Origin of the sequence: uncultured Azohydromonas sp. (genome assembly GCF_937926365.1) — a bacterium.
In the GTDB taxonomy this organism is placed as follows: domain Bacteria; phylum Pseudomonadota; class Gammaproteobacteria; order Burkholderiales; family Burkholderiaceae_C; genus Azohydromonas.
In genome coordinates this window covers 1-26,986 of sequence record NZ_CALAOH010000255.1, presented here as the reverse complement: position 1 = coordinate 26,986, position 26,986 = coordinate 1, and the positions used below count along the sequence as shown (strand labels likewise).

Here is a 26,986-nt window from a genome sequence, read left to right as displayed (position 1 = left end):
TGCGAGCAATGTTTGCCGCGTCCACTCCTTGGCAGTCCCCATCGAGGCTCTCAAGCAAGTGCGACCCATTGCTGCAGGGCACGCGCCCGGCAACACGGCAGCTGCGGAACCTCTGCGGCCGCGTCAACCGAGGCAACGCCGGACGCCGATAGTTGTTCATGTAACGCATTCTCCCTGTGCGAGACGTATGGTGCTGAGTTCAGCGCCGAACACCGCCAGCGCCAGTTCCAGCAGGTGCTCATGATGCGTGAGAAAAATCACCTGCGTGTGGCGTGACAGCTCGCGCAGCGCCGCCAGACCTGCCTTGGCGCGGGCATCGTCGAAGTTGATGAACAGGTCGTCGGCGATGAAGGGCAGGGGCGTGGCGTTGTGCAGGTGCAGTTCCAGCGCGGCGATGCGCAGAGCCAAGTAAAGCTGGTCGCGCGTGCCTTCGCTCATGCCGTCCACGCCGACCACGCGACCGTTGCGCCGGCTGGCGTACAGGGTAGGGGCCTTGTCGTCGAAGTCGACGACAAGCCGAGTGAACTCGCCCAGCGTGAGACCCGCGAACACCTGTTCAGCCCGCTGCAGCATCGGTCCTTGCTTGCGGTCCCGGTAGCGCTCGATGGCCCAGCGCAGCAGCTTGGTGGCTGTGGCCACCTTGAGGTAGCGCTCCGAGGCCTGTGCCATTTCCGCCAGGGCTTCCTGCCGCTTGGCTTCCGCCATTGCCGCGTCGGCCTGACCCGCGATCTCGTCGAGCGCCCGGCGCGCATCCTGGCGCCGCTCCAGCAGGCCCTGGTAATGAATCCTGAGCTGGGCCAGCTGATCCTTGGTCCGTGCCACGGCAGCGACGACTTCCGTGGCGTTGCAGGCGTCCACCTCGGCCACGACCGCGTCCATGTCGAGGCCGTCGCCCCCTTGCAGCACCTCGTTGCGCGCCGATGCGAGAGCCGCCTCCAGCCTGCGCTTGCAGTCCGATCGCTGAACCAGCAGCCGAGCTGCATCGACGTCATCGACGCCAGCCTGCTTCAGCAAGGGAGCGAGGTGGGCTTCCTGAACCGCCATGTCGTGCTGGGCACTCTCGAGGTGACGCCTGGCCGTCTCAAGCTCCAGTTCCTTGCGGACGCGATCCGCCTTGGCAGCCAATGCCTGCGACAGGCGTTCGGCCAGGCGCTTGGCAACCTCTTCGGGACGCGCCTGCGAGGGCACGTCCTCGCCTGCCTCCCGAGCGACATGGCGAACCCGCTTGTCGAAGTGCTCCAGGTCGGCCTCCATGGGACGGATGCGATCCGCCCGGGTGGCTTCGATCCTGTCCAACAACTCCATCACCCGGGCCGCCATCTCCACAGCGGCCTCGGCCTCGCCCACCGACTCGGCGTGGCCGTCCAGACCGATGTCCGCCAGCGTGGCCTTCCAGTCCTGCTGCCACTGATCACGGGCGAGCCGTGCCTGCCTCGCGTCCTCCTGTCGCTGCGCCAGGGCACGCCGCGCGGCCTTGATCTGCCCGCCCAGCAACGTACGCCGCGTGTCCGCGGTGTCCGCATCCGTGATGAAGCGCTCCACGCGTCCGGCCGCAGCCGTCAGCGGCTCGCCTTCGATGATGGGCAGCGCGCTGCGCTGCATGCACCGCAGCAACTCGCTATGCGCGGCACTGTAGGCCGCCACCTCGATTTCGAGCTGTTGTTCGCTGTTGGTCAGTGCCGTGGCCGCGGCCAGGGCGCGGTCACGCCTGGCCAGCCATTCGCGCAGATCCTCCAGCCGCATGCCCTTGAGTCCCAAGGTGGCTGCCTGTTCTTCCCAGCGCGCCAGGAAATCCCGCAGTTCCCCTGTCCGCAGCTCCAGCGCGGCCTGCAGGCGACTGGCGGCAGCCGTTGCCGCCTCGAGCTGCTGGCGCAGGCTGCGCAGCGTCGCGGCATCGTCGGCCGAGGCAAGGCGGGCATCAGCCAACTCGTCAGCCAGGACCACGCCTTCCTCCAGCGTCCGCGCACCCGAGTCCAGCGCTAGCCGGCCAGCCTTGATTTCTGCCCACGTGCCGTCACGGTGGCGACGAGCCTCGGCCACATCGGTTTCCGTCACCACCCGGCGATCCCGGGTGAACTGCTCCAGCTCCAGCGACTTGGCCGCAACTACCTCGTTGGCCTCCTCCAGCCGCTGTCGCGCTTGCAGGACGGCTGTTTCCAGCTGGCGCTGCTGCTCGCGCAGTTCGCTCGCCCGCTCGGCGGTGGGGCAGGGCAGGTTGCGCAGCTCAACCAGCGACGGGCTCCAGGGGGTGAGAGATTTCAACGCGTCGTCCAGTGCCGCACGGGCGTGCTCGACGGCGGCGTGCAGCGTGCGCTGGGTTGCCGGGCTGTTGCGTACGGCTTGTGCCTGGACGAGCGCGGACCGCAAGTCCGCCCCGGCCTGGTGAGCAGGGATCTCCTCGAGGTCACTCTGCAGCGCCTCCAGCGTGACCGCCTGCTCGCGCACGGCTTGCTCGGCCGCTTCGGTGGCCTGCTCCACGGCGCCACGGGCCTTGACCAGGTCGCCGACACGGCGCAGGTCGAGCCGCGAAGGCAACGCGGCACGGATCTGTGCCTCATCTCGGGGCCAGCCCAATTGGCCGCAAAGGTCCTGCACGCTGGCGAGCAACTGTTCGACCTGCCGTCGCTGGTCCGCGACGTCGACGATATGACTGGCGCACCGATGCCGATGAGCCTCGAGTTCTTGCACCTGCGACTCCAGGGCCAGAATGGCATCGTCACGCACCAGCTTGCCCACCTCCGTCTCCAAAGCATCGACCTTGCTGCGGTGAATGCTCACGGCGGTCCGCGCCGATGTCAGGCCTGTCACACAACCGTCCAGTGTGGACTGGGCATCCGGGGGCAGATCCAGCACATCGCCCAGCTCCTGCAGTTCCCGGGCAATGGAGCGCATCTTCGCCAGGGACGGTGCCACGCGGCGAATGCGTTCAAGCCTCGCAAGCTCGGTATCGAGGGTCTGCACCTGGGCCTCAGCGTCACGGACCTGCTCCTCGGCTTCCTGGACGGTGCGGCGCGCCTGCGTCCACGCGGTCGTCCGCACGGTAGCTGTCTTGAGCTGGGCACAGGCCGCATCGAACTGCTCCTTGGCCTTGTAGTAGGCACGATCCTTGGCCGCCCGGGGACCCCACAGCTTGCCACCTTCGTCCTCCAGATCCTGTCGGACCCGCCCCAGGCTTGCGATGCCCGCGGCCGACTGGAACAGCATCTGGCCAACGTTGCCCGACGCGTCGAGGATCGCCTGTCCGCCCTGCACGAGACGCGGGTGGTCCAGGCAGAACATCTGCTGGAACAGCTGTTCGTCAATATTACCAAGGAAAGGTGCGAGCGCATCGTCGGACAGCACCGTATCCGTCGGCGTCCTCAGCGTCTGCCTGTTGGCCTTGCGCCGTCTGAACGTCAGGCTCTGCCTTGCATCCTCGACGGTAGCACCCACGAGGAGCTCCTTCTGGTCGTGCAGGAAACCCATCGTGGCCCGGTGGGGCATGCCGAAGAGGAGCTCCAGGATCGCCGTGCGCAGGGTGGACTTCCCAGCCTCGTTGGGACCGGTGACGAAATGGAAGTCGAATTCACGCTGCGGCAACTCGACGCTCAGGTCGGTGAACTTGCCATACCGGATGAGATCCAGCTTGCTTAGGCGCATGATCAACCTGCCTTGGCGATGTGGGCCAGCAGGCCCGGGGCGACGCTGTCGATGAGCGGCGCGAGGTGACCCTGTCGGGCCTCGTCGAGTGCCGGCACGAGGCTGGTCAGCTCGCCCTGCACCTTTGAGAGAAAGGGCGTCAGCTCCGTGCGCAGCTCGGCCAGGAACTCGGCGTCGCCCTGGGCCTCGCGCAGGATTTCTTCCAGCTCGGCCAGGGCGTCGAACCGGCCCTCGGCCTCGGCGGCGTCCTCGTGGCCTTGCGTCCCGACGCGGACCTTTTCCAGCCACAACCGGTCGTTTCCGATGTCAGCGATGCGGCCGAGCACCTCGTAGCGCAGCTGGTTCTCCAAGCCGAAGAGTTCGCCGTGCGCACGGGAGCGTCCCTTGACCGAAACCCGCACGGCACGCGGTACGTTCGCATCGATGCTCAACACTTCCTCCAGCGCGCGGCCGATGCGTTGCACGACGTCCTGCAGGTTGTCACATCCGCAGGCGTCCACCTCCACGCCTTCCCAGCGCAGCACGTCGATGAACAGCCGCTGCGTACTTGCGTGCCCGGCGTCATCGACGTTGACCAGCACGGCACCGCGCCGCCCCGCCTCGCGGATGCTGCGACCTTGCAAGTTTCCGGGGAAGACGACGGTGGAGCCGTTCCTGCGCCAGTCCTGGTACTCGTGGACGTGGCCCAGGGCCCAGTAGCCGTACCCCTTGGCGAAGAGCCCGTCCAGCGTGCACGGCGCGTAGCGATCGTGGGCCGCGTGCCCCTCCAGCGCCGTGTGCAGCACGCCGATGTTGTAGTGTCCCGCCAGGGGCGCCCGGTACCCCATGGTGAGGTCGTCCGTGGTGGCCTTGGTCCTGAAGCTCTGGCCATGCAGGGCCACCTTGAGGTCGTCGAGCGTGAACACCTGCGGCTGCCGGCTGCTGAAGCAGTGCACGTTGTCCGGCAGGACGAGCTTGGTCGTCATCTCGCTTTCGGCGTCGTGGTTGCCGAAGAGCACGTACGCGCGGATGCCGGCGCGTCGCAGCCGCCCCATCTCTCGGCAGAAGAACACCCCCGTGTTGTAGTCCTTCCACTGACCGTCATAGAGGTCCCCGGCGATCACCACGAAGTCCACCTGTGCCTCGATGGCCTGGTCCACGAGCGCGGAAAAGGCCAGCCGCGTGGCGTTGCGCAGCATGGCGGCTGGCGCGTCGTCGTAGGCGCTCAGTCCCTGCAGAGGACTGTCAAGATGGATGTCTGCAGCGTGGATGAATCTCAAGAGAACCTCCCTCGGAAGCCCGCCTTCAGGGCAGGCACGTGCTCGCTTCGGACCGTCGGCATGTTGGTGCCTCAAGTGAAGGTGGGTTGCGCATCCACACCAATGCGCAAGTCGATTGGCTGTGGCTGACCCTGCGCATCGGGTTGGCGCGTTGGCAGACCGTCTGCTGATGTCTGCCTGGCTGGCTGGCATCCCGATCCAGGCAGTGAGTCGAGGCGGCCAAGGGAACGGGCTGAGAAATCGGCGCCGTGGCCCTTTGCTGCCGTACTCGGGCCCTACCGTACCGAGTCGCCCATCCATGTCTTGACGTAGGCAACGAATTGGCTGATCTCTTCGGCCGCCAGCACGTCCACCTTGTATTCACGGGCGCGCTGGCGGACCTCCTGCTGCACGGGCCGCGCGGACAGCAGCAGGCTGCGGCCCGTCAGACCACTCACCTGCTGCGTCAATTGAGCCAGCTTGTAGACGTAGGCCTGGTCCTTGTCCGTGTCGCGTCCGAACCGGGCCGTCTTGCACTCGATGAGCAGGGCGCGATTGCGGTGCACCGCCAGGGCATCGATCTCGTTTCCGGTGCCGCCGGCCGAGCCGATCCTGAGATTGACGGCATGTTCCTTGGGCCTGAGCCCTCGCAGCTTGGTCGCCACGAACTCCTCGAGCCAGCCGCCAGCGAAGTAGGCTGCAGCCTCGCGGCTTGCAAACACCACTTCCGTGTCGCCGCCCCAGTGGAGCAGCCCAAGCTCCCGGGCCCGCTGGAGGATTTCGGCATTGCGGCCACGGGGTACGGAATCAAGCCTCTGGCATAGAGCCCCGGAACCTTGCGAGGCCTTCAACGCATCGCTGGCCAACCAGTTGAGCGTGCCGAAGAAGCGGGCGAGCTGGCTGGCCTCGTCGCCCAGGACTCGCGTCAGTGATGCGCGTTCGTGTGCAGCCTGTTGCGCAGCGACGTCGCGATTGCCGTCGCTGATGCGCTGGAAGCCGTGGAGCAGCAGCATGTCGTCCACGCCCACCACATCCTGCATAGCCTCTGTCCTTGCATCGGGAGCCAGCCAGTCGAGCCGGTTGTCTCGCGTTTCCAGGTACAGCAGGTGCAGGTCGTCCACCATCGGTAGCGCGCGACAGCGCCAGCGTCATCAGCTTGTGCCCTCCGGTGGCATTGAATACCAGCGGACGCTCGCCCAGGTGAATCGCCACCGCTTCCGCTTCACTGGCGACCTGCTGGGGCGTGCTGTCGTCAAACGCGCGGCGCTCGACCCGAACACCATGCGATTCCAGCACCCGTTGGAGGTTGCCCGCGCTGAGCTTCATCGCCGGCGTCTCCAGGATCACGACCTCGGTGGCCCGCAGCTGCAAGGCCGGGATCAGGCTGGCGAGGTTCTGGCCGGTGGCGATGCACAGGTGCAGGGAGGGTCGGTGCATGGCTTGTCTTTCAAGACACGGGTTGGACTTCAAAGCGCCGCAGTGTTGCGCCAAGCAACTGCAGTTGGCTGGCGTCGAGCTCGACGCCGCGCATGTGGCAAGGCAGGTCGACGCTGAAATGGACGTATGCCGCCTGGCGGCGGCACACCTCGGCGACCAAGTGCACCGGGAGCGTGCCGATGACGGTGTCGCCGGGCTGAACCTGGCAAAGGTCCAGGTGGGGCAGCCAGGCATCCACCTGCACGCCTTGCAGGCGTGCCCACTCGACGCAGCCGGGATGGCGAGAGACGAAATACGTTGTCAAGACCGACGGGCTCAGTGAGCTGTGACGGTGGCCAGGCCGTATTGGCCCAGGCCCATGGTCGCGTTCTTGCCCAGGTGCAACCATTGACCCAGGGTCAACCACGGCAGCAGCGGCGCGAGTTCGCCGTAAAGCGTCCAGCGGCCCAGCACGCCACCCAGGTTCATCTCCTGACCCTGGCGAGCCGAGTAGCGCGCCCAATCCTTCCAGTGCAGTTGGCTGCGATCGTCCTGCAGCGTGGCGGCGGCGGCCACCAGCGCCGCGCCGTCGAACGGCGCCGGGCGGATGTCCATGTGAAGGTCCAGCAGCAGGTTCACACGGCGCAGCAGTTGGCTGATGAGGGTGCGTGGGCTCAATTCCTGCGGGCGCAGCGGGCGGCCGTTGTTCTGCAGCCGCAGCGGGGTATCGATCAGCAACTGCAATCGCTCCAGCGGCCGGGGAAGCTCCAGGGGCAGCGCATGGACGGCGGCGTGTGGAAGCACCTGCGCCTGGGCCAGGTCGAAGGCCGGCGTGTGCGTGCGGTCCGCGTCCACGTGGCTGACGGATCGCAAGGCGCCACGCACGCGTGCCTGGCCGAGACCCTGCCGCAGCGCGCGCTTCCAGGCCTGCACGACCAGCGGCAACTGGCGCAGTGCCCCGGCGCCGATGAGCACCATGTGGAAGCTCAACGCCTGACCTGCGGGCACGTGCGTGCAGCCGATACGTGGCGGCTCGATGATGTAGGGGTTGGGCACCTGGCTGAAGCGCTGCTCGAACTGGGTCGGTCGCGGCGGAGTCTCGAACAGGGCGGGATAGGCACAGCTGCGGTACAGCGGGCAGGCCTTGCAGTCGTCCCGCCCCGTGCTGCAGACGGTTTCGCGCAGCGCGGCGCCAAAGCAGCTGCGAAGCAGCGCGCCGGCGTAGTCGGGCAGCACGAGGTCGGCCTCGAACACGGCCGTGAAGCAGTAGCGCGCCAGGGGCAGGGCCAGGGGTGGGGTCACGCTTGGCCTCTGAGCTGAGCGATGGCCTGTTGCAGCTCTTGCCAGCGTTCCTTCTTCGACGGCCGACCCCAGTCCTTGGTGGCGCTGCTGGCGAGCAGCTCGGCCGCGGCCTGGCGACTGCGCGGCTCGGTCCATGCCAAGGCAGTGGCCATGAAGGCGAGGCGGATCTGGTTGAAGGGACCGCTGGGATTGAAGGCACCCGCTTTCTTGGCCGTGTCCAGGGCTTGGCTGAATTGAGCCAGCTCGACCTTGGCAGCCTCGAAGGCCTGGTCCTCGGGCGACATGGCGGCCATGCGGCGCACCCGATCCTCCGCGGCGGCCCGCGCCTGGGCGGATTCCAGCGCCTGCTGGCGAGCACGGGCGGCTTGTTGGTCCTCCTCCATCGCGCCGTAGCCCACTGCGGTCTTGGCGCCAAAACCGAGCCAGGCAAAGGCATGGCGCAATGCTGCCTGCAGCAGCGCCTGCCAGCGCCCGTTCTGCGCCAGCTCCGCGTGCTGCGCGGCCAGGAACGGCACGTCGCACTGCAGGTGGAAGGCGAAACCCGTGCCCGGCGGCACCGTCAGGAAGTTGATCGGGTTGGGCTGGCCAGACTCGTGCGGAGAGCTGCTGTCGCCGCTCCTGGCGTCCCGGCGGTCCTGGTAGTAGTGGCTTTGATGTGGCGTCATCACCTCCACCTGCAGTGCGTCGCCCGTGATCTGCGGGATCACGTCCCAGCAGATCAATGCGCCGCGCTGGTGCTCGGTTTCGCCGTTGGCGCTCTCCCAGCCAAACAGGGTGTCGATGGCGCGACTGTCCCAGCCCTGCGTGTCGCCCCAGTCGCCACTGGCCAGCTCGCGCGCGGCCTGGCGCAGCATGCCCTTGACGCCGCTGCCGGCCAGGTAGGGCAGCCCGTAGGGGTTGAGGAAGGCGAAGCCGTTTTCCAGCGGGTGCTCGTTGCCCAGGCCGGTGGTGAACGGCGCAACGGCGCGGGCGTCCAGCGCCAGCAAACGGCCCTGTGCGGCCATGGGTGCGGCCAGTGCGGCTTGGCGCTGGGCCAGCGCACGCATCAGGTCCACGTCCGCGGCGTTGAGTCGCAGCGCCTGCTTGAGCGCAGCAGCCTTGTTCTCGTCCTTGAAGGCGCGCAGTTCCCTCTGCGGTCCGGCGCTGCGTTCGTTCACGTCATGGGTGGTCCACAGGTGCTCGCCAGTGCGGTTATCGACACCCCAAAACGGCAGGTACATGCCAAAGCGCAGCCCCGGCGAAGCCTGCGACAGGTCCTGCTTGAGCAGGTAATGCGGTACGGCGGCGATCGCCATCTCAGTCCTCCCCGCCTGTGGCGCGCACGGCCGGTGCCATCTGGCGCGTCCAGCGCAGCCAGGCGAAGGCCTCGGCGGTGATGTGCTGGAACGTGCGCGGCTCGGCCTTCATCAGCGCCTGCATGAAAGCGGCGAACTCGGCCTGGGGCAAATCCTTCGGGAAGCGCCGGCACAGCCAGGCGCGCAGGTGCTCGCCCAGCAGCTTGCAATGGTGCTGGGACGCCTTGCTGCCTTTTTCCTGCAGAAAAGCCATCACCTGCATCAGGCCGCTGTTCATGATCAGCGCTGGCAGGCCCTTGGCCAGGTTCTGGTACTCGCTGCTGCAGCCTTGGCAGACCTGCCAGGCGTGGGCCGCACGCTGCTGTTCGAGGGTCGTTGCCATGGTCTCAGCCCTCCACCACCTGGGCCATCACCAGGCCGCGCCCGGTGGTGGCATCGCCGCCGATCTGGATCAGGCGGTCGTGCAGCACGTTCTTGAGCTTGAACAGCACGTCCGTGGCGTCCAACTCTGCGCCCTTGCCTGTGCGTGTGGCGCTGGCCATCAAAGGGGCCAGCAGCAGCGATTCGGGTGGCAGGTTCTCGGTGTAGAACAGTCCGCCGTCTGAGGCAGTGCCGGTCTTCTCGTCGATGCGCACATGGGGCTCGACGAGCGTTGCGTGCTCGACGAAGTAGGCGAAATCGGTATCGGACAGGATCACCAGGTCCTGAGCGAGCTTGCCGCGGAAGAAGGCGTAGGCATCACCGGCGGGCAGGGCCTTGGCCGCCAGATCCTGGGCGACGGCGGGCAGACTGTCCGAGACTCTGGCCGTGTACTCGAAGGCCTCCAGGTACAGCTTGTCGCCGCCGAGCAGTGCCGGATTGACGATCAGGCACTGGCCTTCGGCGACCTCGGGCACGGTCCAGGTGGTGCTCACGCCCACCAAGGCCAGCAGGCGCTGCGCGCGGGCCAGCGCCTGCGAGCAGGTGGCGTAGACGTAACCGCCCTTGAGACTGCGCACCGGAAAGGCCACCAACTGCGCATCGCCGAAACTGAGCGCACCGGCGTGCAGCTCGCCGCTCTGCGCGGCGGGGCCGAACAGGCGCTCGATCAGTGAGGGGTCGCCGCCAATGGCTGCAAAGCCGTGACGCAACGCGCCCTTGATGCCTGAGCCGGCAAAGCTGGGGTGGTTGGTGTGGCGCTCGCGCTGGATGGGGTTGTCGATCACGCCGATGGCGCTGCCCGCACCCATGTGGACCGGGCTGACGGCGTAGAGGAAGACGGCGGCTTGGCGTTGGAACATGGTGCGCTTTCCCTGGGTCTTGTGGTGATGGGGTGTTTTCGCGAATGGGCGTCGCCGCCTTACCAGGCGGCGAAGCTGAAGCGGTTGAAGCCTTCGGCGCGACGCTGCGGATTCTCGTCGGCAGCCGCCCACAGGCCTTGTTCGGCAAGATTGCCAAGCGCCTGCGGCGTGGCGTCGAGCTCGTCGAGCCAGTAGACGCTGCCGGTCGGGGCCACGCGTTGAGCGGACTTGGGCTGGCGCTGTGCCAGATCCCAGCCGCTGACGATCTCGGCCCGCGGCACGGCGGCGCAGGCCAGCCGGGCGCTGAATCCGGGCAGGCGGATGCGGCGCTCACCGTCCACGCCCGGCGGCAGCCACCCACCGGCGAACAGCCCAGGGCTGGTCAGCACGATGCGGCAGCGCCGGGCGCCGCACAGATCGGCCAGGTCCGCCTTCGGTGGCTGGTAGGCGATGGTTTGCAGTGCGGCTCCCCGCCCGTCGCCGCCCAGGCGCAGCATTCCGTGCTCGGGTAGCGTGGCCCCGCGCACGGCGGCCAGGAAGCCGACCTCGGGCCTGAAGGCCACCGCCTGCGCGCTGAACAGTTGACCATCGGCGGCGCGGCGGGTGGATGGATCCAGACCCACGCCGACGCGGTTGTCGATGCGCCACAGTTGTTCGCTGCCGACCAGTTGCTGCAATGTGGGCAGGCGCCCGGCCAAGTACGCCGCCCACCCGGCCGTGCTCAGCCACAGCCCGCTGCTGGCTTTGCTGCGATCGGCCTGGGCCAGCAGCGGCCACTGGGCCAGTGGGGCCGAGCTGAGCAGGCCCGGGGCCGGCTCGTGAGGTTGCAAGCGCTGCACTCGCAAACCGGCTGAGGCATCCTGGCTGACCACCAGATCGGCAGGCAGCGGGTGCAGGGTTTCGAGCTGTCCGCGGGCATCGCGCCGCGCCAGCGTGAAATCGGTGAGCGCGAACGAGCCGGGGGCCTGGGGCGTACCCAGCTCAGGGTGCGACTGGCGCCCAGCGGCGAAAGCCGCCAGATCCATGCCGCTGTCGCTCAGCATCAAGCTGCGCAATGCGCCGGCTGCCACCGACGGCCAGGGCGGCACCAGGCTTTCGCCGTGGCTGCCGGGATCGCCAAAGAGCTTGTTGCCCCGCAGGAACAGCACGTCCAGCGGCTGGATGAAGCGGTAGGTCGTGGATGACATGTCGGGTCAATCCTTGTTGCGGGTGGCGCGTGCCAGGAATTCGGCAGCGCTCATGAAGTGCACCAGCCAGTCCAGGCGCTTCTCGCCATCCCGCGGCGGCGGCCGCAGGGCATCGTCGAAGGCCAGGGCTGCCAGGCGCTGTGCCAGGCGAGGAACGTCATGGGCTTCGCGGACCGCCTTGTCAGCTTGCCGCGCCAACTGGTAGGCCAGCAGCGTCTCCAGCATGGCCGGCTGGTCCTGCGGCAGGTCCCGCAGCCAGGCCAGGCTGTTGTAGACGGCACGGCGCGAGACGCCGTCGGCACCGAGGAACTTGCGCAAGGCATGCAGCAGGTCCACCGGCTCGCCCCACTTGGCGGTAACGGTAAGCGCTCCACCGGAACGCTTGACGATGGTGAGGCTGAAGGCATCTCGCCCCCCCCGTCCCTTGGCTCGGCTCTCGGCCGCGCGCAACTCCCGCATCACCGCACCCAGCGGGGCCTGGTGGTGGGCCACCACCGCGCCACAGCTGGCGGTGGCGCGAGTGCCCATCATGCGCATCAGGCACAGGCGGCCTCTGTTGCGCAGCAGGGCGAAGCCATCCTTGAGCTTCAGCCCGGCGCCCTGGTAGTCGCCGTCCTCATGCGCAGGGTCGTGGCCGGCATAGGCCACGCGCAGCCGCTGCATCGCAGGCAGCAAGTCGGCCACCGGCAACATGGCCAGCACGTCGTCACCGCCGGCATAGATCAAGCGACCCAGGTGTTCGTCCTCGACCACGTGCGGAGCCACCACGAGCGAGAAGTCGTTGAGCGCAGCCGAGATCGAGAGATGGCGGTTGGGCGACACGGCGCGCCGTTGTTCTGCGTAGGCTCGCAGCCGGCCCTCCTTGCGGGCCTGCGCGTCAAAGCCCTTGTGCACATCCGGGTGGAAGCTGTCGCGGTAGCTGATCGCATAGTCATCACCGCCAGCCAGCCACGCGCCCATGCGGTCGCCATCCATCAGCAGCAGGCCGTAGTAGGTCTCGAGCTGACCTGCGTCACGGCCCAGCGCGTCGCTGACCAGCCGGCGCAGTTCCTGAGCCTGCGTCTCGTCGTCGAGTTCGTCTGCGGCGTCGAGCAGACCGGGCAAGCGGCGCGCATCGGCCAATGCGGCAGCGTTGCGGGCATGGCGCCGCATCAGCCGGCGGGGCAGCGCGACCATGCTCTCGCCATGGCGTGCCAGAGCGTCCTGCAAGCGCGCAGTGGCCTGGCCACCATCGTCCAGCCAGCGATCGAGCTGGTGCGCCAGTGACATGGTGTGGGTGGACACGACGAAGCGCTGGGCACTGTCCAGATCACCGACGGCGCGGCCCACCTCCTGCGCAAACAGCGTGGGCCACAGGCGCTTGATGGCCGGCAGCGCGCCCAGATGTTCGCCCTTCCTGGCCCAGGCCGGCCGCTTCCTGGCGATGCGAACCCACAAGGTGTCGCGTCGCTGCCCGGGCGGCAGCAAGAGCTGCTGTGGATCGGTGGTCAACCATTCCGTTTCCCCGGTCAACGAGCATCGCCAGCCACCCTGCGAGCCTTGTGCGAAGGTGCGCACCGATTTGGCGGCAGCCAGCGCGCGCTCGGCCAGGTCATGCACGGCCGGGTACAGGGCACCCGGATTGGGCGAGAAGAAGGTGGTGTTGCCTTCCCAGGCAGTTTCCTTCTGCAGCACTTGCCAAGCGGGGCTGGCCAGGAATCCGGCCGGCTCGCCGGGTGCCACGCCGAAGAAGGGCGCCATCGCGGCGGACAGCGCAGTGGTGTCCAGGTCGGTCTGCCTTTCGGTGTTGCGCGGGCGGATCAGCGAGAAAGGCACGGCAGCCCAATGCACTTCGGGAAAGCCTTCGAGCTGCTGGCGCATTTGCTGGTAGGCATGCTCGCCTTCGCTGCGCGCCACACCGGCTTGCTCAAGCAAGCGGTCCACGACCTGCTGGCCCAGCCCCTCCAGCCAACCACGCACCGCGCGCTCGATCTGCCGCACCAGATCCTGCACCTGGGCCCGCGGCACGATGGCCACGAAACGGTTGGGCAGTGCGGCGGCGAACAAGGGATTGGCGTCGGTGCCGCGCGTGGTCCAGGCGGCGTCGTCGAACAACTCGCGCGGCAGCCGGCATTCGTCGCGCAGCCACAGGTCTACCTGCGGCACGCCTCGCAGGCGCGGAAACAGGATGGCGTCCGGCCCCAGGGCCTCGCACACGGGCTTCATGGCCTCCCAGGCCAGGCGCGCGAGCAGGTGCGAGCCGGCCCACAGATCCGAGGTGGAGCGCGCCGCGGCGATGAAGCTCTGAACCGGCCCCAGGGCCAGTGTCAGCAGCGCGACCTCGCCCTCGGGATCGGCCGCAAAGGCACCGGCGAAAGCGGAGGTCAGATCCAGGTGGTCCCAGATGCTGTGATCGGGCACCCGGGTGTCGGCCGGCAGCTGGGGCCACAGCACGCCCAGCGTGCCGTTGTCCTGGGTCTCCCGCAATTCGGGACCGAAGCGCCAGTACGCCAGCAGGGTGCGGTTCCAATCGACCTCGCCATCGGGCTGGCGCTGCACCAGAGCCGAGAAGTGCTCGAAGCTGCGCGACTTCAGCGCCTGCAGCTCCGTGTCACCCAGGCTGCCGAGGTCGAAGGTCTTGCCGGTCAGCGGATGGATCAGCACCGGGCGCTGGGTCCAGCGCACCTGCGCCCCCTCAGCGACCTTGAGCGTGAGCTGCTTGCCGGACCGGGTTTCGACTGCGATCTCCTGCAGTGGCCACTGCGGGCGGTCGGCTGCGGCCGCCCACCAGTCGGCTCGGCGCACGATCTCGTAGATCGGCTTCGGAATACCGTTGTGGAACAGGGCGCCGTGCAGAGCCTCGGCATTGTCGGGATCGATGTTGGCTACATCGATGCGCCCGAAACCCAACAGGCGGTGCAAGACCTTGGAACTGCCGCCTTCATGGCCAGCAGGATCGCGCAACAGCACCAGCGCCTTCTCAGCGGGGTCGTGCAGACGGGCGTGGAGCTTGGTTTGCCAGAGATTGTTGGTCGTCATGATCAGGACTCAGGCCGGAATGCGTTGCAGACGAGCCTCTGCGTCGAGGTGGTGGTGCACCTGCTGCCAGACGGCCACGATGGCGGCGCGATCGGGGCGGAAGGCCGGTGGCGGCAGGCACGGCACGTGGAAGACCACGCCGCGCAGCTTGCCGTCGGTATCGGCACGCACCTTGAAGCGCAGGCTGTTGGGCAAGCGGGCGTTGTTGCCCCAATCCTTCACCGCGTGGTTCGTCACCGGGTAGCTCAGCCAATGCCTGTCGTGGATCTGGCCATCCGCGCGAGCCGCGGGAAACCTGAACTGGGTCCGAAGGCCGATCTTGATCTCGGCCAGGCGGCGCATCACCAGCTGCCAGTTGGGCAGGGCCTCGGTTTGCCAGATGAGCGCAGCGTCGGCGTCCGTGCCGATGGCCTGTGGCCAGTCTTGTTGCAGTGCGTCGCGCCACGGCAGCGTCAGCGCGCGGTCAAGTGGGCCATCGAGCGCCGGGGTATTGGCGTCGGCCGGCGTCAAGCTGAACGAACCCCAGCCATTGCGGCTGCGCCCACCGACGGTGCCGTAGTGCTGCAGCAGCCACAGGGCCCGGTGCAGTCGGCGTGCGTCGCCGTTGGCCGGAAAGGCCAGCGACCAAACAGCCTCTTCGCCGGACTGGATGGCAGCACTGCGTTTGAGGGCGGTTTGACGGTCGCGGAACTCCAGCGGCCCGTAGCCCAGGTACAGATGAGCGCCCACCGGCGCCGGCTTGCCTTCGCGGTTCTTGACCTCGGGATGGGTGACGCGTTGAGCGTCCAGTCCCGTCCAGTCCCGTTGCTTGCCGATCGTCCACTGGCTCAGTCGCAGCCTGAGCTGGCTTCGGCGCGAGTCACTCTCGCGGTCCGCGGCCACGCCGAACAACTGGCCCTCGGCTTGTCGCATGGCGGCCAGGTTCAGGTGCTGCGCCTGATCGGCCGCGTAGGCCACCCGCCACCATTGCCGCAGCAAGGCCTTGAAGGGAGGTGTGCGCCACTGCGCGGATTGCAGGGCGTTGCCGAGAAAAGCTGGCGTCAGAAAGCGCAGCTTGTAGCGCAACGTGATGACGCGCGAGTCCATGATGGAATCCCTCAGTCTGTTGATGTCGTCAGTGACACAGTGTCACCGGCCGAGCCGGCGTGGCGGTAGGCGGCAAGCTTGTGGCGTGCGCAGCGAACTCGTGCCGGCCCTGGAGTCTCGCCGCGCTCGGGCTGGTGTCCCAGCACAGCAGACCACCGTCTCGCAGTTGAGCGGGCAATTGATTTCCTGGGCACATCACGCCTCATGGTCGGCTTCGATGTCTGCGAAGCGGATGGCCGATGCCGGCAAGGACAAGCGGTAGCGATACGGCTTCTTCTTTCCGCCGTCGATCCGATAGGGCGCGGCGGCCACGTTCAACGCCCGATCGAGCGACTTGTGCAGGAACGACTTGGTCTGGGAGAAGAAGTCGCCTTCCATGCCTTGCTTGAGCCGTTCCTCGGTGCGCTCGGTGTCGCCCAGCGGCCCGGCCACCTGGCGCAGCTCATGCAGGTACAGCTGCGCCATCGCAACGTCTCCGGCGCCCACGGGCGGCGCGGGCAGCGGCTCGGCGCCGACGAGCGCGCGGCGCGCGAACATCGCCAACAACGCCAGTTGCACGCGCGGCAGCCGCACGACCTGCCCACTGGCACGGATACAGCCCCGACGCAGGTCCAGCACCAGCTCGGCCGGCGCGAGCGCACGCCGCGCTGCCTGCACCGTGGCGTCGAAGCCGGCTCGGCCCGCCAGCAACTCCTGAGGCAACCCGTGGCGCAGGCTCACGATAGGGATGTCGGCCAGCGTCACGCGGGCCTCGGCCGCATCGGCCAGTTCCCGCTCGCCAGCCTTGATCACCTGGCTGTAAGGCGTGGGGTAGTAGAAGTCCATGCTTCGCTCGTAGGGCTCATTCACCAGCACATGGCTGAGCGAGTCCTGTACCCGTCCGAACAACGACAGGGCATAGCCCACGAAGAAGCCCATCGTCTTGCGTCCGCCGGCCAGCGACACGTGCAATGCACAGTTCGCATCAGCGGTGAACTCACGCACCCGCTCGGTGATGAAGTCGGCTGCCAGCCGGTTCTCCTGCAGGTCACGTATATCGGCCAGCGGCTGCCCCTGCGCATCCGGCACCACATGGATGTGGTGCTCGTCGAATGCGATGTCGGCCAGCCCGTAATCGTGGCGCAGCCGTGCAAACCAACCCGGCTCTTGCGACAGCAGCGCGAGCTTGAGCTTGTGTGCGCCCGTGGCCGTCGTGATCACGTGCACTTCGGTCGGCACGAAGGCCGGTTGCTGCATCACCGCCAGCGCATAAATGGTTTCCGTCACAACTTGGGGCGACAAGCCCGTGACGGCCAGCAGCACGCGACGAGGATACTGGTGGGCAGGTGTATCAGGAGCAGGTAATTGCATGGTTGGCATCGTGCAGGCTCAGGCGGGCCAACCGGCAACTCGCAAGCTTGTCGCCAGTGACGGCCTGTCCACGTGGAGACCCCTTTCGACCATGGCGGCGCACCCGCCCCAATGACTGGCTCGGCCACGGGGGGACTTCGAGAGGTACCGCACAAGCGTGTTCGGCCCGCGCAGTGTTGCTCAGTGCGCGGGCCGCGCGTTTGACCTGCGGCGGGCCTAGCGAAGCCTGGACGCGGCTCAACGAGGTCAGCCTCAAGGCAGCGCGGTCCTCAACTGGTATCGAGGCGCGCAGCACGGTGGGCTGCGATGCACTGCGGTAGAGCCACATCACCGCAGCGTCGGCCGGCGATGGGGTGTCGGACGCAGGGGGACAGGCACAGTCGGCACGCCGCGCGCAACGAGCCCACGGCGATGAACCCGCAAAAGGCAGGCAGCGGTGCCCAGGCCGCGCGTCAAATGAGCACATAGCGATGGACAGCGCAGCGTGGGCTGCATGCACACTCCTCCCTCCTTGTCCTTGGCAGCAATGTTACCGGATGCATCCATGCCAGTAAGGCGTTGGAAGCATGCCAAGTGGCCGGCGACAGCAGTTTCGACCCCACTTTTGCTTGCAAATAAAGCCTCACGCTGAGGCGTAGCGACAAGTCAGTGCATGGATGAAGCTCGTGACCACCCGGGGCAACTTCTGCAGTCGATGCAAGACACGGTAGACCGCGCGCTTGAGCTCGTGCTTGGTCCGCGTTGTTGCCTTAGCCACGTGGGCCTTCAGGTGGTTCCAGACGAGCTCGTCGGGATTGAGGCGCATACCCAGGCAGGAAGAACAAATCCAGCCGCTCAGCGCTGTCCTGGACGAATTGCTTGGTCGGCTTGGATGTGCGTACGGGGTGTGCGTCCACCGCCAAGAAGATCTTGCGATCCATGCTCGTGATCAGGCGGCACAACGTGCACGCCAGCCTGGGCTCAATTTCTTCGATATCAGGGCACGGTCCGGACCTGGTGCTCAAGAAGATCGACTTTCTGGACGTGTCTCAATCCCTTCGATATCAGGGCACGGTCCGGACACCACTTGCGCGTGCACCGCGTGATGGACATGGGTCTTAATCCCTTCGATATCAGGGCACGGTCCGGACGCTGCGTTGCGCGGCTTCGGCCTTCTTCTGGAGTCTTAATCCCTTCAATATCAGGACACGGTCCGGACCAGTACAACAGGGAGCTCGCGCTGGTGCTGACGTCTTAATCCCTTCGATATCAGGGCACGGTCCGGACCGTGAGTTGGGTGCGTGGGACGGACTGCTGTTGTCTTAATCCCTTCGATATCAGGGCACGGTCCGGACAAGGTTGGCCTCGGAACCCATTGAACCAGGAGAGTCTTAATCCCTTCGATATCAGGGCACGGTCCGGACGTGGCCGCCGTCAACCACAGCTTCGATTTCTTGTCTTAATCCCTTCGATATCAGGGCACGGTCCGGACGTACACCAGCTGGAGTGTGGTGTTCGCCGTGGGTCTTAATCCCTTCGATATCAGGGCACGGTCCGGACCACTGGCTGCGCGGCATCGACGCCCAGCGGGGGTCTTAATCCCTTCGATATCAGGGCACGGTCCGGACTGGTGCACCCAAAGACTTCCGCTGCCTGGCGGGTCTTAATCCCTTCGATATCAGGGCACGGTCCGGACACCTGGTCTCCCCCATCCTGGCCGACAAGCCGGGTCTTAATCCCTTCGATATCAGGGCACGGTCCGGACAGATGATTATCCCCTTCGAGCGGCGCTCGATGTCTTAATCCCTTCGATATCAGGGTACGGTCCGGACCAATAACCATCTAAACCCACAGGTCTCTAAGAGTCTTAATCCCTTCGATATCAGGGCACGGTCCGGACATTCAGCGTCACGGCAAAGAGGTGCAGCTGCGGTCTTAATCCCTTCGATATCAGGGCACGGTCCGGACTGTGGGGGCTGACAACACCCCGCGTTTGGCTGTCTTAATCCCTTCGATATCAGGGCACGGTCCGGACCTGACGGCGCTGGACACCAAGCCTGAGTTCCTGTCTTAATCCCTTCGATATTAGGGCACGGTCCGGACGCGACCTATCGAGCTGAACGAGAGCCGCATCTTGTCTTAATCCCTTCGATATCAGGGCACGGTCCGGACACTGTGACCAAGGCGGATGCCGAAATGGGCCAGTCTTAATCCCTTCGATATCAGGGCACGGTCCGGACTTGTGCATGTGCGCCTTTGGCCTCGCCTTCGGGTCTTAATCCCTTCGATATCAGGGCACGGTCCGGACTGCTCGCGTCGAAAATGATAGCAGCGACAAGGGCTTGGCGGGGCCCTTCACAACTTTTCGGTCGACCGCGGGAGCTGTCTCCCGCAAGGACTCGTCGCTGCGGCGGCATGGCGGACCCTCATGGCACGAAGAGGCCATTCTCCTCCAGCGTGCCTTGCCCGAGGCTGACGATGCCGGGCCGCGCGGGCAGCCTGTAGAGCCGCAGATCGTCCGCCCCCTCGTCGACCAGCACCTTGAGCTCCTCGAAAAGCTTCTGCGCCTGCCGGCCGTCGAGACGGGCAAGAAACACCGATTTCTGCACGTGAAGCGCACAGCCGGCAAGGTGGCGGTGCACCTTGAGCAGCCGGCGCCGCTCGCCGATGTCGTAGGCCACCAGCCACTCCTTGACTTCGTGCGTCATGTGTCCTCCTTCTGCATCATGGCCTACCCTGTCAGTCGTCCTCGATGCCCGGCACACCGTCCTCAGGCAACAGCGCGCAGCCCTGCCGGCGCCATTGCCGAACGAGGTCCGCACAGGTCCAGCGCAGCCAGCGCGCGGCCTTGCGACGCACTTGGCCATAGGCGGGGTAGAAGCGTTCGCGCCCACTCTTGCCCAACAGGCAGGCGTCGCCCTCGTGGCGAAAATCCTCCGGCCGCACCAAGCCGTCGCGCACGAGGCGCCATACCCACTCGTCCACCAGCGGGCGCATCGGCTCGATGAGGTCGCTGGCCAAGGAGGCACGCCCGTGTGCAGGCCGGTGGTACAGGCCCAGCAACGGATCCAGGCCTGCGCACTGGCACGCCTGAACCGCCTGCGCGTGCAGCAGCGTGTAGGCCAGCGACAGGCAAGCGTTGACCGGATCGCGCGGCGGACGCCGGTTGCGGCCGTTGAAACCCAGTGCCGGCGGGAACAGCGAACCGTAGCCATCGAAATAGGCTGCAGCGGCAGCGCCCTCGATGCCGCGCAGTGCCGCTGCGCCGGGGTTGCACACGGTGGCCTGCTTTGCGTCGAGTTGCGCAAGCGCGGCTTCCAGGCGCCGCAGCGCGTCGTGCAACGGCTTGTGCGCATCGGGCCGCAGCGCAAGCGCGCGGCACAGGAAGCGGTGCTGGTGGCGCAGCTTGCCCAGCACCACGCGCAGTGCCCAGGCGTCCACCTGCGGCGGGTCCGTCACCGCGCGTGCCTGCGCCAGCCGCGCCGTGACATCGTGATGGCTTGGGCCCAGCACCCAGGCCACGCGCCGGCCGTAGCGGCCCGAAAGTACGACGCCCATTCCGCCTTGCTCGGCGACACGACCAAGCACCGAGGCCTCCACGACGATGCCGCTGCCCTGAACCACGAGTTGGTCCACCAGCTTCAGCGGCACACTGCCCGCGCGTCGTCCGCCCTCGTAGACGGCAGCAGCCTCGCCATCCAGGCGCAACGCCATGTCGCGCCGATCCAGTACAAGCAGTCCCATACGGTTCTTCTCCTCTTCAACCCAGGTAGATGCAGCCGCTCCGTTCACTGGACTCCGCGCCGCGCCCCGCCGTCAGGATGGCGCCGCGCGGGTCGAGCCGTGCCAGGAGGAAGCGGTCCTTCTGCGAGTCGATCGACCCAGCCACGATGCACAGCAGTTCACGCCGTTCGGTCGGGCTGAGCTCGACCTCGTAAGCCGACTTCTGTCCGCCACATGTGAATCCACGCAGCAGCCGCAGCATGGTGGCGCGGCGTCGGGCATCGGAGCTGTCGTAGGCGGCGAGGTACAGATGGCGTTGAGTCATGGCGGCCTTGTGTGGTGAAGGTTCCACCAGCTTGCCCGTGACACACCGCTGGTAGCCACATCCGCAACGTTGCCACTGCAACCTGCAGTGTTGGAATTCTCATCGCTGACCGTAATGGCGACAGCGACTCGGTCCGCAAGGGAAACTGATGCCGTACCGGCCTTCAGGTGCCGCGGCGGGTGATGCCCCAGGGAGTCGTGCAAAGTCTTTGAGGCGCGACAAGGCGCGCAGGGCGAAGCCCGAAGCAGCTTGCCCACGCACAGCATCACGAAACGCTTCGATGCGCTTCGAGTTCAGCACCCTGGCGCAGCAGCCGCATTGCCTCATCCCAGCCAGGCCCCTGCCAACGCCGCCCGGCGTGGTTTTCACCGAGCCTGCGGCGACGTCGGGGTCGGCAAGCGGCGCACCAGGAACGCCTCCAGCCGAGCCCCGCATTGCGCCATCTGCTCTGGCGTGAGCTCGCGGCCGCGCAACTCGGGCGGGACTTCCATGGTCAGGTGAAGATAGCGCGCACCGACCGTACAGACGATGGCGGCCAAGTGCAGCGGCACGGTGCCAATGACACAGTCGCCCGGCTGCAGCACACGGGGCTCCAGGTGCGGCACCAGCGTCCCTTCCCAGCCCTGCGAGCGCAGCCACTGCTGTGCGCCGGGATGACGCGTCACGATCCACGTCTTCGACGCCGGACCAGGCCTGCCGTACCAGTGCGAATCGGGGCAGGCGCTTTGCGCATTCCAGGTGTCAGTGGCAGCGGCAGCGGCAGCGGCAAAGGGGGCACGGGACATGTTCGGTCACTCTCCTGTTGTTGTGTCGGGCTGCACTGTCGCTGCCAGCCATGCTGAACAGAGAGGCTGGCAACGTTGCCACGGCATGCTGTCGTTCGGCGGCCGGCGCGCCCAACACTGGGCACATGGGACTTGGGAAAGCGGCTGGTTGTGGGATTCCAGAGTGTTCAGGCAACCAGCCTGTGTAGGCCTCAACCAGCTGTCGCCTTGCAATGCGAGCGGCCGCGCCTACTCTGCCGCCTGCTCTTGCACTGCCGCTCACGACCGACTACAGAACCGTGATTCGAGGATGTATCGCTTCGGCGGTCTGCCCCCGGCTCCAGCACCATGGCGTGCAGGCCGGGGCATGCATCGGGTGCAAGGCCAGGCATGCACCTGTCCGGCAGCCAAACGACAGCAACGTTGCGCTGTCGACTGATCGTGCAAAGACGCGGCAAGAATCAGACCGTCATCACTTCATCCGAGAGGGAAACGCCCATGTTTGACTTCCTCGAACGCGTCTTCGTCGACACCGTTGCCGAGATCGTCACCTTGCCGCTGCAGCCGGTCGAAGCCGCATTCGACCTCGTTGCCAAGGTCGTCGATCCGGACGGCGATACCCTGTCCGACATCCGACGCGAAAGCTTCCCAAACTCGGTCTTCCGCCTCAAGGACTGACCTGCGGACGAGGCTGTGTTCGCAGAACGGGCGGGGCCAGCAGGCGCGGACCATGCGCCGGCCCGCTTATCCTGGGCCAGACACAGGAGGCGCGCTGCTCGGAACGACAGGGCACGCATGAGATACGATTGTTTACATCATGCTTGCCGTGTCGATGAACGAGCCTTCGCCCCCTCCCCATGTCGCCCCGTCTTGCGGGGATTCCTCCATAGACGAACTGATGGTCTGGGACCGCCTTGAACTGCAAGCGCGACACGCGAACCGACTGCAGCGGGGACTCGAGTCTTTCAGCCGGGACTGGCTGAACTCTCCTGCCGCGCTCGAGCACCCGCAGCTGAGCTGTTGGATAGGACTGAGGCTCCATGCCCCTGTTCCAGCGGCTCTGGATTCAGCCGCGCTACCTGCGGGAGTGAAGGCGTTGTGGCAAGGATGGCTGCAATACGACGCTGCCGAGTTTCCTGCAGCGCAGTCGCTCTTCCTTCAGGCATGGGAGGCCGTTGCCAAGCCAGGTGAGACGGTCTGGTGTACCGAGGCTGCCAATGCGGCCCTGGGGCTGGGCAAGACGCACACACGCAGCGGCCACTGGTCCAGCGCACGGGGCTGGCTGCTTCATGCTGCAGCGGTCGCTCGCTGCATCGGCGACGAGTCGTTGTGCTTCAAGGCCTATGGCGCATTGGGTGAGCTGCTGCTGCGCGCAGGGCAGGCAAGCCACGGTTTCAGCTGCTTGGACATGGCCTACCACCTACTGCCCGCTGGGAGTGGGCAGCGTGCCCGGCAGCTCAACTACATGGGCAGCGCGCTCAGACGGCTCGGTGAGCCGTTGCGGGCAGAGTCAGCGCTGATGATGAGCTTTCACATGGCGCGGGATCAGGGCGACGTTGCAAGCCAGTGGCATGCGCTGGCCCGGCTGCAGTTCGTCGCCCTGGATGCCCAGTCGCCCGTCGACAAGACAATGAGACTTCAGGAGAGCTTGTCGTTGGATCAAGCCGCCCCTGCAGTAGCCCGGGGCTTCTGGCAGCTTGGCCTGGCCCGTGCCCGGTTCCAAATGAAGCCCGATGGAGCTGAGCTTGCCACGGTGGGGGAGCAGCTGAGGGACGCCATGCAGATCTTCGCAAACGGCTGCTTGCCCATGGAGTACTGCTGGGCTGCGCTTTGGTTGCACCGGGTCTGCGGTGACGCCGAACCGTGGCTGGCGGCACGCGAGGCGGTACTGCGCCTGATGCGGATGCCCGAACTGCCCCCGCCACGCTGCCCTGGTGTACTGGACGAGACGCTGGCCACCCTGCCATTGGCAACGACCAATGGCTTTATCGAACTGTTGTCCCTTCCAAGCGATCTCGAACAGCTCGAGTCGCTGGACAGTCTTTTCTTCATATGACTACTCATCCTTCGCATCCAATTCACACGGTGGTCCTGACTGGCGCAGCAGGGGGCATGGGCAGCGTCACTGCTCGAGTGCTTGCTGAACGCGGCTGGCACGTGCTGGGCCTTGACCAGGATGGTGCGGCCCTGAACGACCTATGCGGCCAGATCGGTGCGCGCTTCACTGCGCTGCCATGCGACGTCCGCAGTGCGGACGTGCCGGCGCAGGTGCTGCAGCGCCTGCAAGGCCTTCCGCAACTGGACGGCCTGGTCAACATGGTCGGTGTCTCGCGCGGCGGACCAATCGACTCGTTGACGGACGCCGACTGGGACTTCGCGTTCGATGTCAACGTGACACCGGCTGCCGCGCGTCAATCTGGATGAGAGCACGTGTTGCCTCACGAAGGAATGTTACCGGATCACTGTTTGTCGTTTCCGGGGAATTTCTTCGTAGTAGTGGAGGCTGTTGGCATGTGGGCGAAGGGGCATGGCGGTGGTCAACGCGACGCGTTGTCCACGGACGTGCCCCGGTGCGCTGAAGGCGCATCGTCCACATGTCATCAGCCTGCCGGGTGCGAAGCGCCCGGCCCCGTGCAGGCTCGATTCGCTATCACGGCAAGGCGCACTCGGGCGCGTCCTTCTTGAGCTTTCCGAGGATCAGCTCCTTGAGCTGCTGCGCCCTCCAAGCTTTGATGCGGCGCTGCAGCGTACGAAGTTGCTTCTTGTTCGCGTACGCCTCGGGCACTGCTGCGGCCAGCCGGTCCATCAGTTCGCGCGCTGTGGACGACGGTTTTTCGATCAGCCAGCCCTCAATCACCGGCCACGAATGTTCGAAGGGATCGACTCGAGATCTCCACCAACGTGGAGTAGATGGCCCACGCCGGCCGCGTATCGGGTTGACCTCGCCGCTCTTCCATGCGGTCGACAAGCCGGCCAGGAACGCCGACACGTCTGCCGGCGAAGAAGCAGCAGCAGCAGCAGGCTCATCTTGCGGTCCACGTGACAGCATCTCGTGCAGTACCTGCTGCGCCGTACGCATGTCTCGTAGCAAACGCACCGGGTCCAACTCGGTAAATTGCTTTCTCAACCTCGCTTTCACGTCCTCCGGTACCGCAGGCGAGTCCAGCAGTCGATCGCATGGCGTCGCAGGCGGGTGGTATTTCTTGCTCACGCGCGCGCCGTCGCGCGTCTTGGCCTTGAGCTTGAAGGAGGGCTGGAAGAAGTTGATGTACAGCCGCGATGCCGAATAGAGCTCGGCGAGGGCGTATGTCGCTGCCAAGCCGCTGAGCCGTCCATAACCCACCAGGCGGCGCACGATGGCGCCGTTCTTCTGCTCGACCCAGGCCTGGTCGTTCTTCCTGTAGGGACGAGATCGCGTTTGCTCAAGGCCTCGTTCCTTGCAGTGATCGAAGACGGTCTGGTTCATGAAGGCTGTGTCGTTGTCGGTATCAATTCCGAGGAGCTTGAAGGGCAGCGTGGCCTCCATCACGTTGAGCGCTTCGACTATCAAGGTCTGGTTGCGTACTGGCATTGCCAGGCATTCCGTCCAACCGCTGTTGATGTCGGTGAGCACCAAGGTCCGAACGTAGTCGCCCTCGGTCTTTGGACCGCAGTGCTCAACCATGTCGACTTCCAAATAGCCCGGCGGTGGGTCGCGCCAGTCGGAGAACGTCCGTACTGGAACGCTGCGCCGGATGGCTGTGCCGATGCCGCTACGCCGGCGTCTCTCGCCATTGGAGCCTGCACGAACTTCAGACAGCAGACGATCGATCGTGGCAGCGCTGACTCGTAGTAGCTGCTGCTTCATCGATTGATCAAGGGATAAGTGCCTGTGCCGCTCCATGGCCTCGATCAACGACGGGATGAGGGCCTTGAGCCGTTTGCCACACAAACGGTCGCTGGCCTCCCATACCACGATGAGCTTCTCGCGGAAGGCGTCGTCGTACACCCGTTGTCGAGGTGCCTTCGAGGTCGCTGCCGGGGGCTTCTGCGATAGCACACGAATCGCGTGTTTACGGTGGTATCCCGCGAGTTCGACGAATTCGTCAAGGATCCTTGTCTTGTCCGTTGTCGAGGCTGCCCGGTATCTCTCCCCCACTGCTTGGATCAATTCTTTGCGTGTAGCCATGCTTACCTGCTTCTTCACGTTGCTCCGCTCCCGCCGGACAGCCCGGCGGGTAGCAAACTACGTGAGGCAACGGGTCAGCTCCGGTAGCAGAACTGTTGAGTCAATGCGGTCTCTCATCCTGATCGTCGCGCCATACGTAAGCGCTCGCCCGGCGGCGTTCTTGCCTAAACGGTCAGGCCGTGCAAGGTCGAGCGCAGCGGGTTGGCTGCGAAGTGCTGCTTCCACAGCCGTGGCGTGAGCTCGGCCACGCGTGCGGCCGGATGCTGGCCTACGCGCTGCAGCACGTCCACGAGGTAGGTGTACGGGTCGATGCCGTGCAGCCGGCACGTCACGATAAGGCTTTGCACGATGCCGGCGTGTTGAGCCCCGACCTCGGTCCAGCAGAACATCCAGTTCCTGCGTCCAAGCGGTACCGGGCGCAACGATCTTTCCAGATGGTTCGTATCCATCGGAACATCGGGATCACCCAGGAACACCTTCAACCCATCGCGTCGCTCGCGTGCATAGGCCAGGGCCTGGGTGATCGGGTTGCTGGGCAGGAAACCTTGGCTCTCGAACTGCTGGTCCACCCAGGCGAAGAACTTCTCCACCAGCGGTTTGCTGTGCGTGAGACGGTGCAGCCGCTTGGCCTCGCCGCTGAGCTTCTTCTCGCGGATGTCCTCTTCGATCTTGTAGAGAGCGGCGATCTGGCGCAGGGCTTCGGAGGCTACCTGTGGCTCCGTGTTCTGAGCTTCGAATAGGTTGCGCCGGCAGTGAACCCAACACTGGGCATGGGTGATACCGGTCTTCTTTGCATACTGGGCGTAAGCCTCGTACCCATCAGATAGCAGCACCGCACCGGGCACGCAAGCGAGTCCCAGGGCCTCTTGCACGTGCTCGTGACGCCGGGACTCGAAGTACGGGAAGCACACTTCGTCGAGTTCGCCGTACACGGGCCAGAAGTAACCCGCGCGCATCTTGCCCGCCCCCACACGTCCGGCCTTGATGGGCGTCTCGTCCATGGCCTTCACCCGGGACATGCGGATGGACTCGAACTGCGCCTCGTAGATCGGCTGTAGCAGCTGCGCAGCCTGCTGCACCAGCTGCGTCAGCCAGCCACGGCTGAGCTTGAAACCTGCGTCGAGCAGGCGCTGGTGCTGGCGATAAAGGGGCAGATGCCATGCGAACTTGTCCAGCAGCAGGCCCACGAGGAAGCTCACGTCGGCGCGACTGCCCT

General features: G+C 66.1%; 21 protein-coding genes, 1 pseudogene and 1 CRISPR repeat array. Of the genes and pseudogenes, 3 read left to right on the top strand and 19 right to left on the bottom strand.

What is annotated here, in order from left to right; all coding sequences use genetic code 11:
• Positions 1-156: 156 nt before the first annotated feature.
• The 17 genes and pseudogenes from Q0741_RS28200 to csx16 (Q0741_RS28125) all read right to left on the bottom strand — a co-directional run bounded on the left by Q0741_RS28200 (position 157) and on the right by csx16 (Q0741_RS28125) (position 21,503).
• A complete protein-coding gene (locus tag Q0741_RS28200) occupies positions 157-3,639 on the bottom strand; it encodes a YhaN family protein (RefSeq protein ID WP_298236514.1) in 3,483 nt (1,160 codons plus the stop codon).
• Positions 3,640-3,641: 2 nt separating this feature from the next.
• A complete protein-coding gene (locus Q0741_RS28195; protein ID WP_298236513.1) occupies positions 3,642-4,898 on the bottom strand; it encodes a DNA repair exonuclease in 1,257 nt (418 codons plus the stop codon).
• 275 nt (positions 4,899-5,173) lie between these two features.
• Positions 5,174-6,001, bottom strand: a complete 828-nt coding sequence (locus Q0741_RS28190) for a DUF1887 family CARF protein (RefSeq protein WP_298236512.1) — start codon at positions 5,999-6,001, stop codon at positions 5,174-5,176.
• Between the two features lie 28 nt (positions 6,002-6,029).
• Positions 6,030-6,314: pseudogene (locus tag Q0741_RS28950) on the bottom strand (DUF1887 family CARF protein); the annotation flags it as partial.
• A 10-nt stretch (positions 6,315-6,324) separates the two neighbouring features.
• Positions 6,325-6,618, bottom strand: a complete 294-nt coding sequence (gene csx16 / locus Q0741_RS28185; protein WP_298236511.1) for a CRISPR-associated protein Csx16 — start codon at positions 6,616-6,618, stop codon at positions 6,325-6,327.
• Positions 6,619-6,629: 11 nt separating this feature from the next.
• Complete coding sequence (gene cas6, locus Q0741_RS28180) at positions 6,630-7,595, bottom strand: CRISPR system precrRNA processing endoribonuclease RAMP protein Cas6 (RefSeq protein ID WP_298236510.1); 966 nt, start codon at positions 7,593-7,595, stop codon at positions 6,630-6,632.
• Entirely contained in the window at positions 7,592-8,890 is a 1,299-nt protein-coding gene (cmr6, locus tag Q0741_RS28175; protein WP_298236509.1) for a type III-B CRISPR module RAMP protein Cmr6, read from the bottom strand. The genes cas6 and cmr6 overlap by 4 nt, the downstream gene beginning before the upstream one ends.
• 1 nt (position 8,891) lies before the next feature.
• The gene (gene cmr5 / locus Q0741_RS28170; protein ID WP_298236508.1) at positions 8,892-9,272 is read right to left on the bottom strand and encodes a type III-B CRISPR module-associated protein Cmr5; all 381 of its coding nucleotides are present in this window, start codon (positions 9,270-9,272) and stop codon (positions 8,892-8,894) included.
• 4 nt (positions 9,273-9,276) lie between these two features.
• Complete coding sequence (gene cmr4 / locus Q0741_RS28165; protein ID WP_298236507.1) at positions 9,277-10,170, bottom strand: type III-B CRISPR module RAMP protein Cmr4; 894 nt, start codon at positions 10,168-10,170, stop codon at positions 9,277-9,279.
• A gap of 59 nt (positions 10,171-10,229) precedes the next feature.
• On the bottom strand, positions 10,230-11,357 hold the full coding sequence (locus Q0741_RS28160; protein WP_298236506.1) for a type III-B CRISPR module-associated protein Cmr3: 1,128 nt from the start codon (positions 11,355-11,357) through the stop codon (positions 10,230-10,232).
• A 6-nt stretch (positions 11,358-11,363) separates the two neighbouring features.
• A complete protein-coding gene (cas10, locus tag Q0741_RS28155) occupies positions 11,364-14,375 on the bottom strand; it encodes a type III-B CRISPR-associated protein Cas10/Cmr2 (protein WP_298236505.1) in 3,012 nt (1,003 codons plus the stop codon).
• A gap of 9 nt (positions 14,376-14,384) precedes the next feature.
• A complete protein-coding gene (locus tag Q0741_RS28150; RefSeq protein WP_298236504.1) occupies positions 14,385-15,461 on the bottom strand; it encodes an RAMP superfamily CRISPR-associated protein in 1,077 nt (358 codons plus the stop codon).
• Positions 15,462-15,656: 195 nt separating this feature from the next.
• Entirely contained in the window at positions 15,657-16,763 is a 1,107-nt protein-coding gene (csm6, locus tag Q0741_RS28145; protein WP_298236503.1) for a CRISPR-associated ring nuclease Csm6, read from the bottom strand.
• 1,005 nt (positions 16,764-17,768) lie between these two features.
• Positions 17,769-19,098: a CRISPR direct-repeat array (repeat unit 36 nt; unit sequence GTCTTAATCCCTTCGATATCAGGGCACGGTCCGGAC).
• Between the two features lie 118 nt (positions 19,099-19,216).
• Positions 19,217-19,498: a CRISPR-associated endonuclease Cas2 gene (cas2, locus tag Q0741_RS28140; protein ID WP_298236502.1), complete on the bottom strand. Its 282-nt coding sequence runs from the start codon at positions 19,496-19,498 to the stop codon at positions 19,217-19,219.
• A 31-nt stretch (positions 19,499-19,529) separates the two neighbouring features.
• A complete protein-coding gene (gene cas1, locus Q0741_RS28135; RefSeq protein WP_298236501.1) occupies positions 19,530-20,534 on the bottom strand; it encodes a CRISPR-associated endonuclease Cas1 in 1,005 nt (334 codons plus the stop codon).
• A gap of 16 nt (positions 20,535-20,550) precedes the next feature.
• Positions 20,551-20,838 carry a CRISPR-associated endonuclease Cas2 gene (locus tag Q0741_RS28130; protein WP_298236500.1) on the bottom strand — a complete coding sequence of 96 codons (288 nt, stop codon included), beginning with the start codon at positions 20,836-20,838 and terminating at the stop codon, positions 20,551-20,553.
• A 365-nt stretch (positions 20,839-21,203) separates the two neighbouring features.
• A complete protein-coding gene (csx16, locus tag Q0741_RS28125) occupies positions 21,204-21,503 on the bottom strand; it encodes a CRISPR-associated protein Csx16 (RefSeq protein WP_298236499.1) in 300 nt (99 codons plus the stop codon).
• A gap of 597 nt (positions 21,504-22,100) precedes the next feature.
• Between csx16 (Q0741_RS28125) and Q0741_RS28120 the strand changes: the two genes are divergently transcribed.
• From Q0741_RS28120 to Q0741_RS28110, 3 genes are all read left to right on the top strand, one after another.
• Positions 22,101-22,280 (top strand): hypothetical protein, encoded by a 180-nt coding sequence (locus Q0741_RS28120; protein ID WP_298236498.1) that lies wholly within the window; start codon positions 22,101-22,103, stop codon positions 22,278-22,280.
• A gap of 139 nt (positions 22,281-22,419) precedes the next feature.
• Positions 22,420-23,658 carry a hypothetical protein gene (locus tag Q0741_RS28115; RefSeq protein WP_298236497.1) on the top strand — a complete coding sequence of 413 codons (1,239 nt, stop codon included), beginning with the start codon at positions 22,420-22,422 and terminating at the stop codon, positions 23,656-23,658.
• Positions 23,655-24,026 carry an SDR family oxidoreductase gene (locus Q0741_RS28110; RefSeq protein ID WP_298236496.1) on the top strand — a complete coding sequence of 124 codons (372 nt, stop codon included), beginning with the start codon at positions 23,655-23,657 and terminating at the stop codon, positions 24,024-24,026. Before Q0741_RS28115 ends, Q0741_RS28110 begins: the two co-directional genes overlap by 4 nt.
• Before the next feature lie 226 nt (positions 24,027-24,252).
• Here the strand turns inward: Q0741_RS28110 and Q0741_RS28105 are convergent, their stop codons facing one another.
• Entirely contained in the window at positions 24,253-25,788 is a 1,536-nt protein-coding gene (locus tag Q0741_RS28105) for a transposase family protein (protein ID WP_298236495.1), read from the bottom strand.
• A 146-nt stretch (positions 25,789-25,934) separates the two neighbouring features.
• Positions 25,935-26,986 (bottom strand): IS66 family transposase (locus tag Q0741_RS28100; protein WP_298236494.1); only part of this gene is annotated, 1,052 nt, incomplete at its 5' end.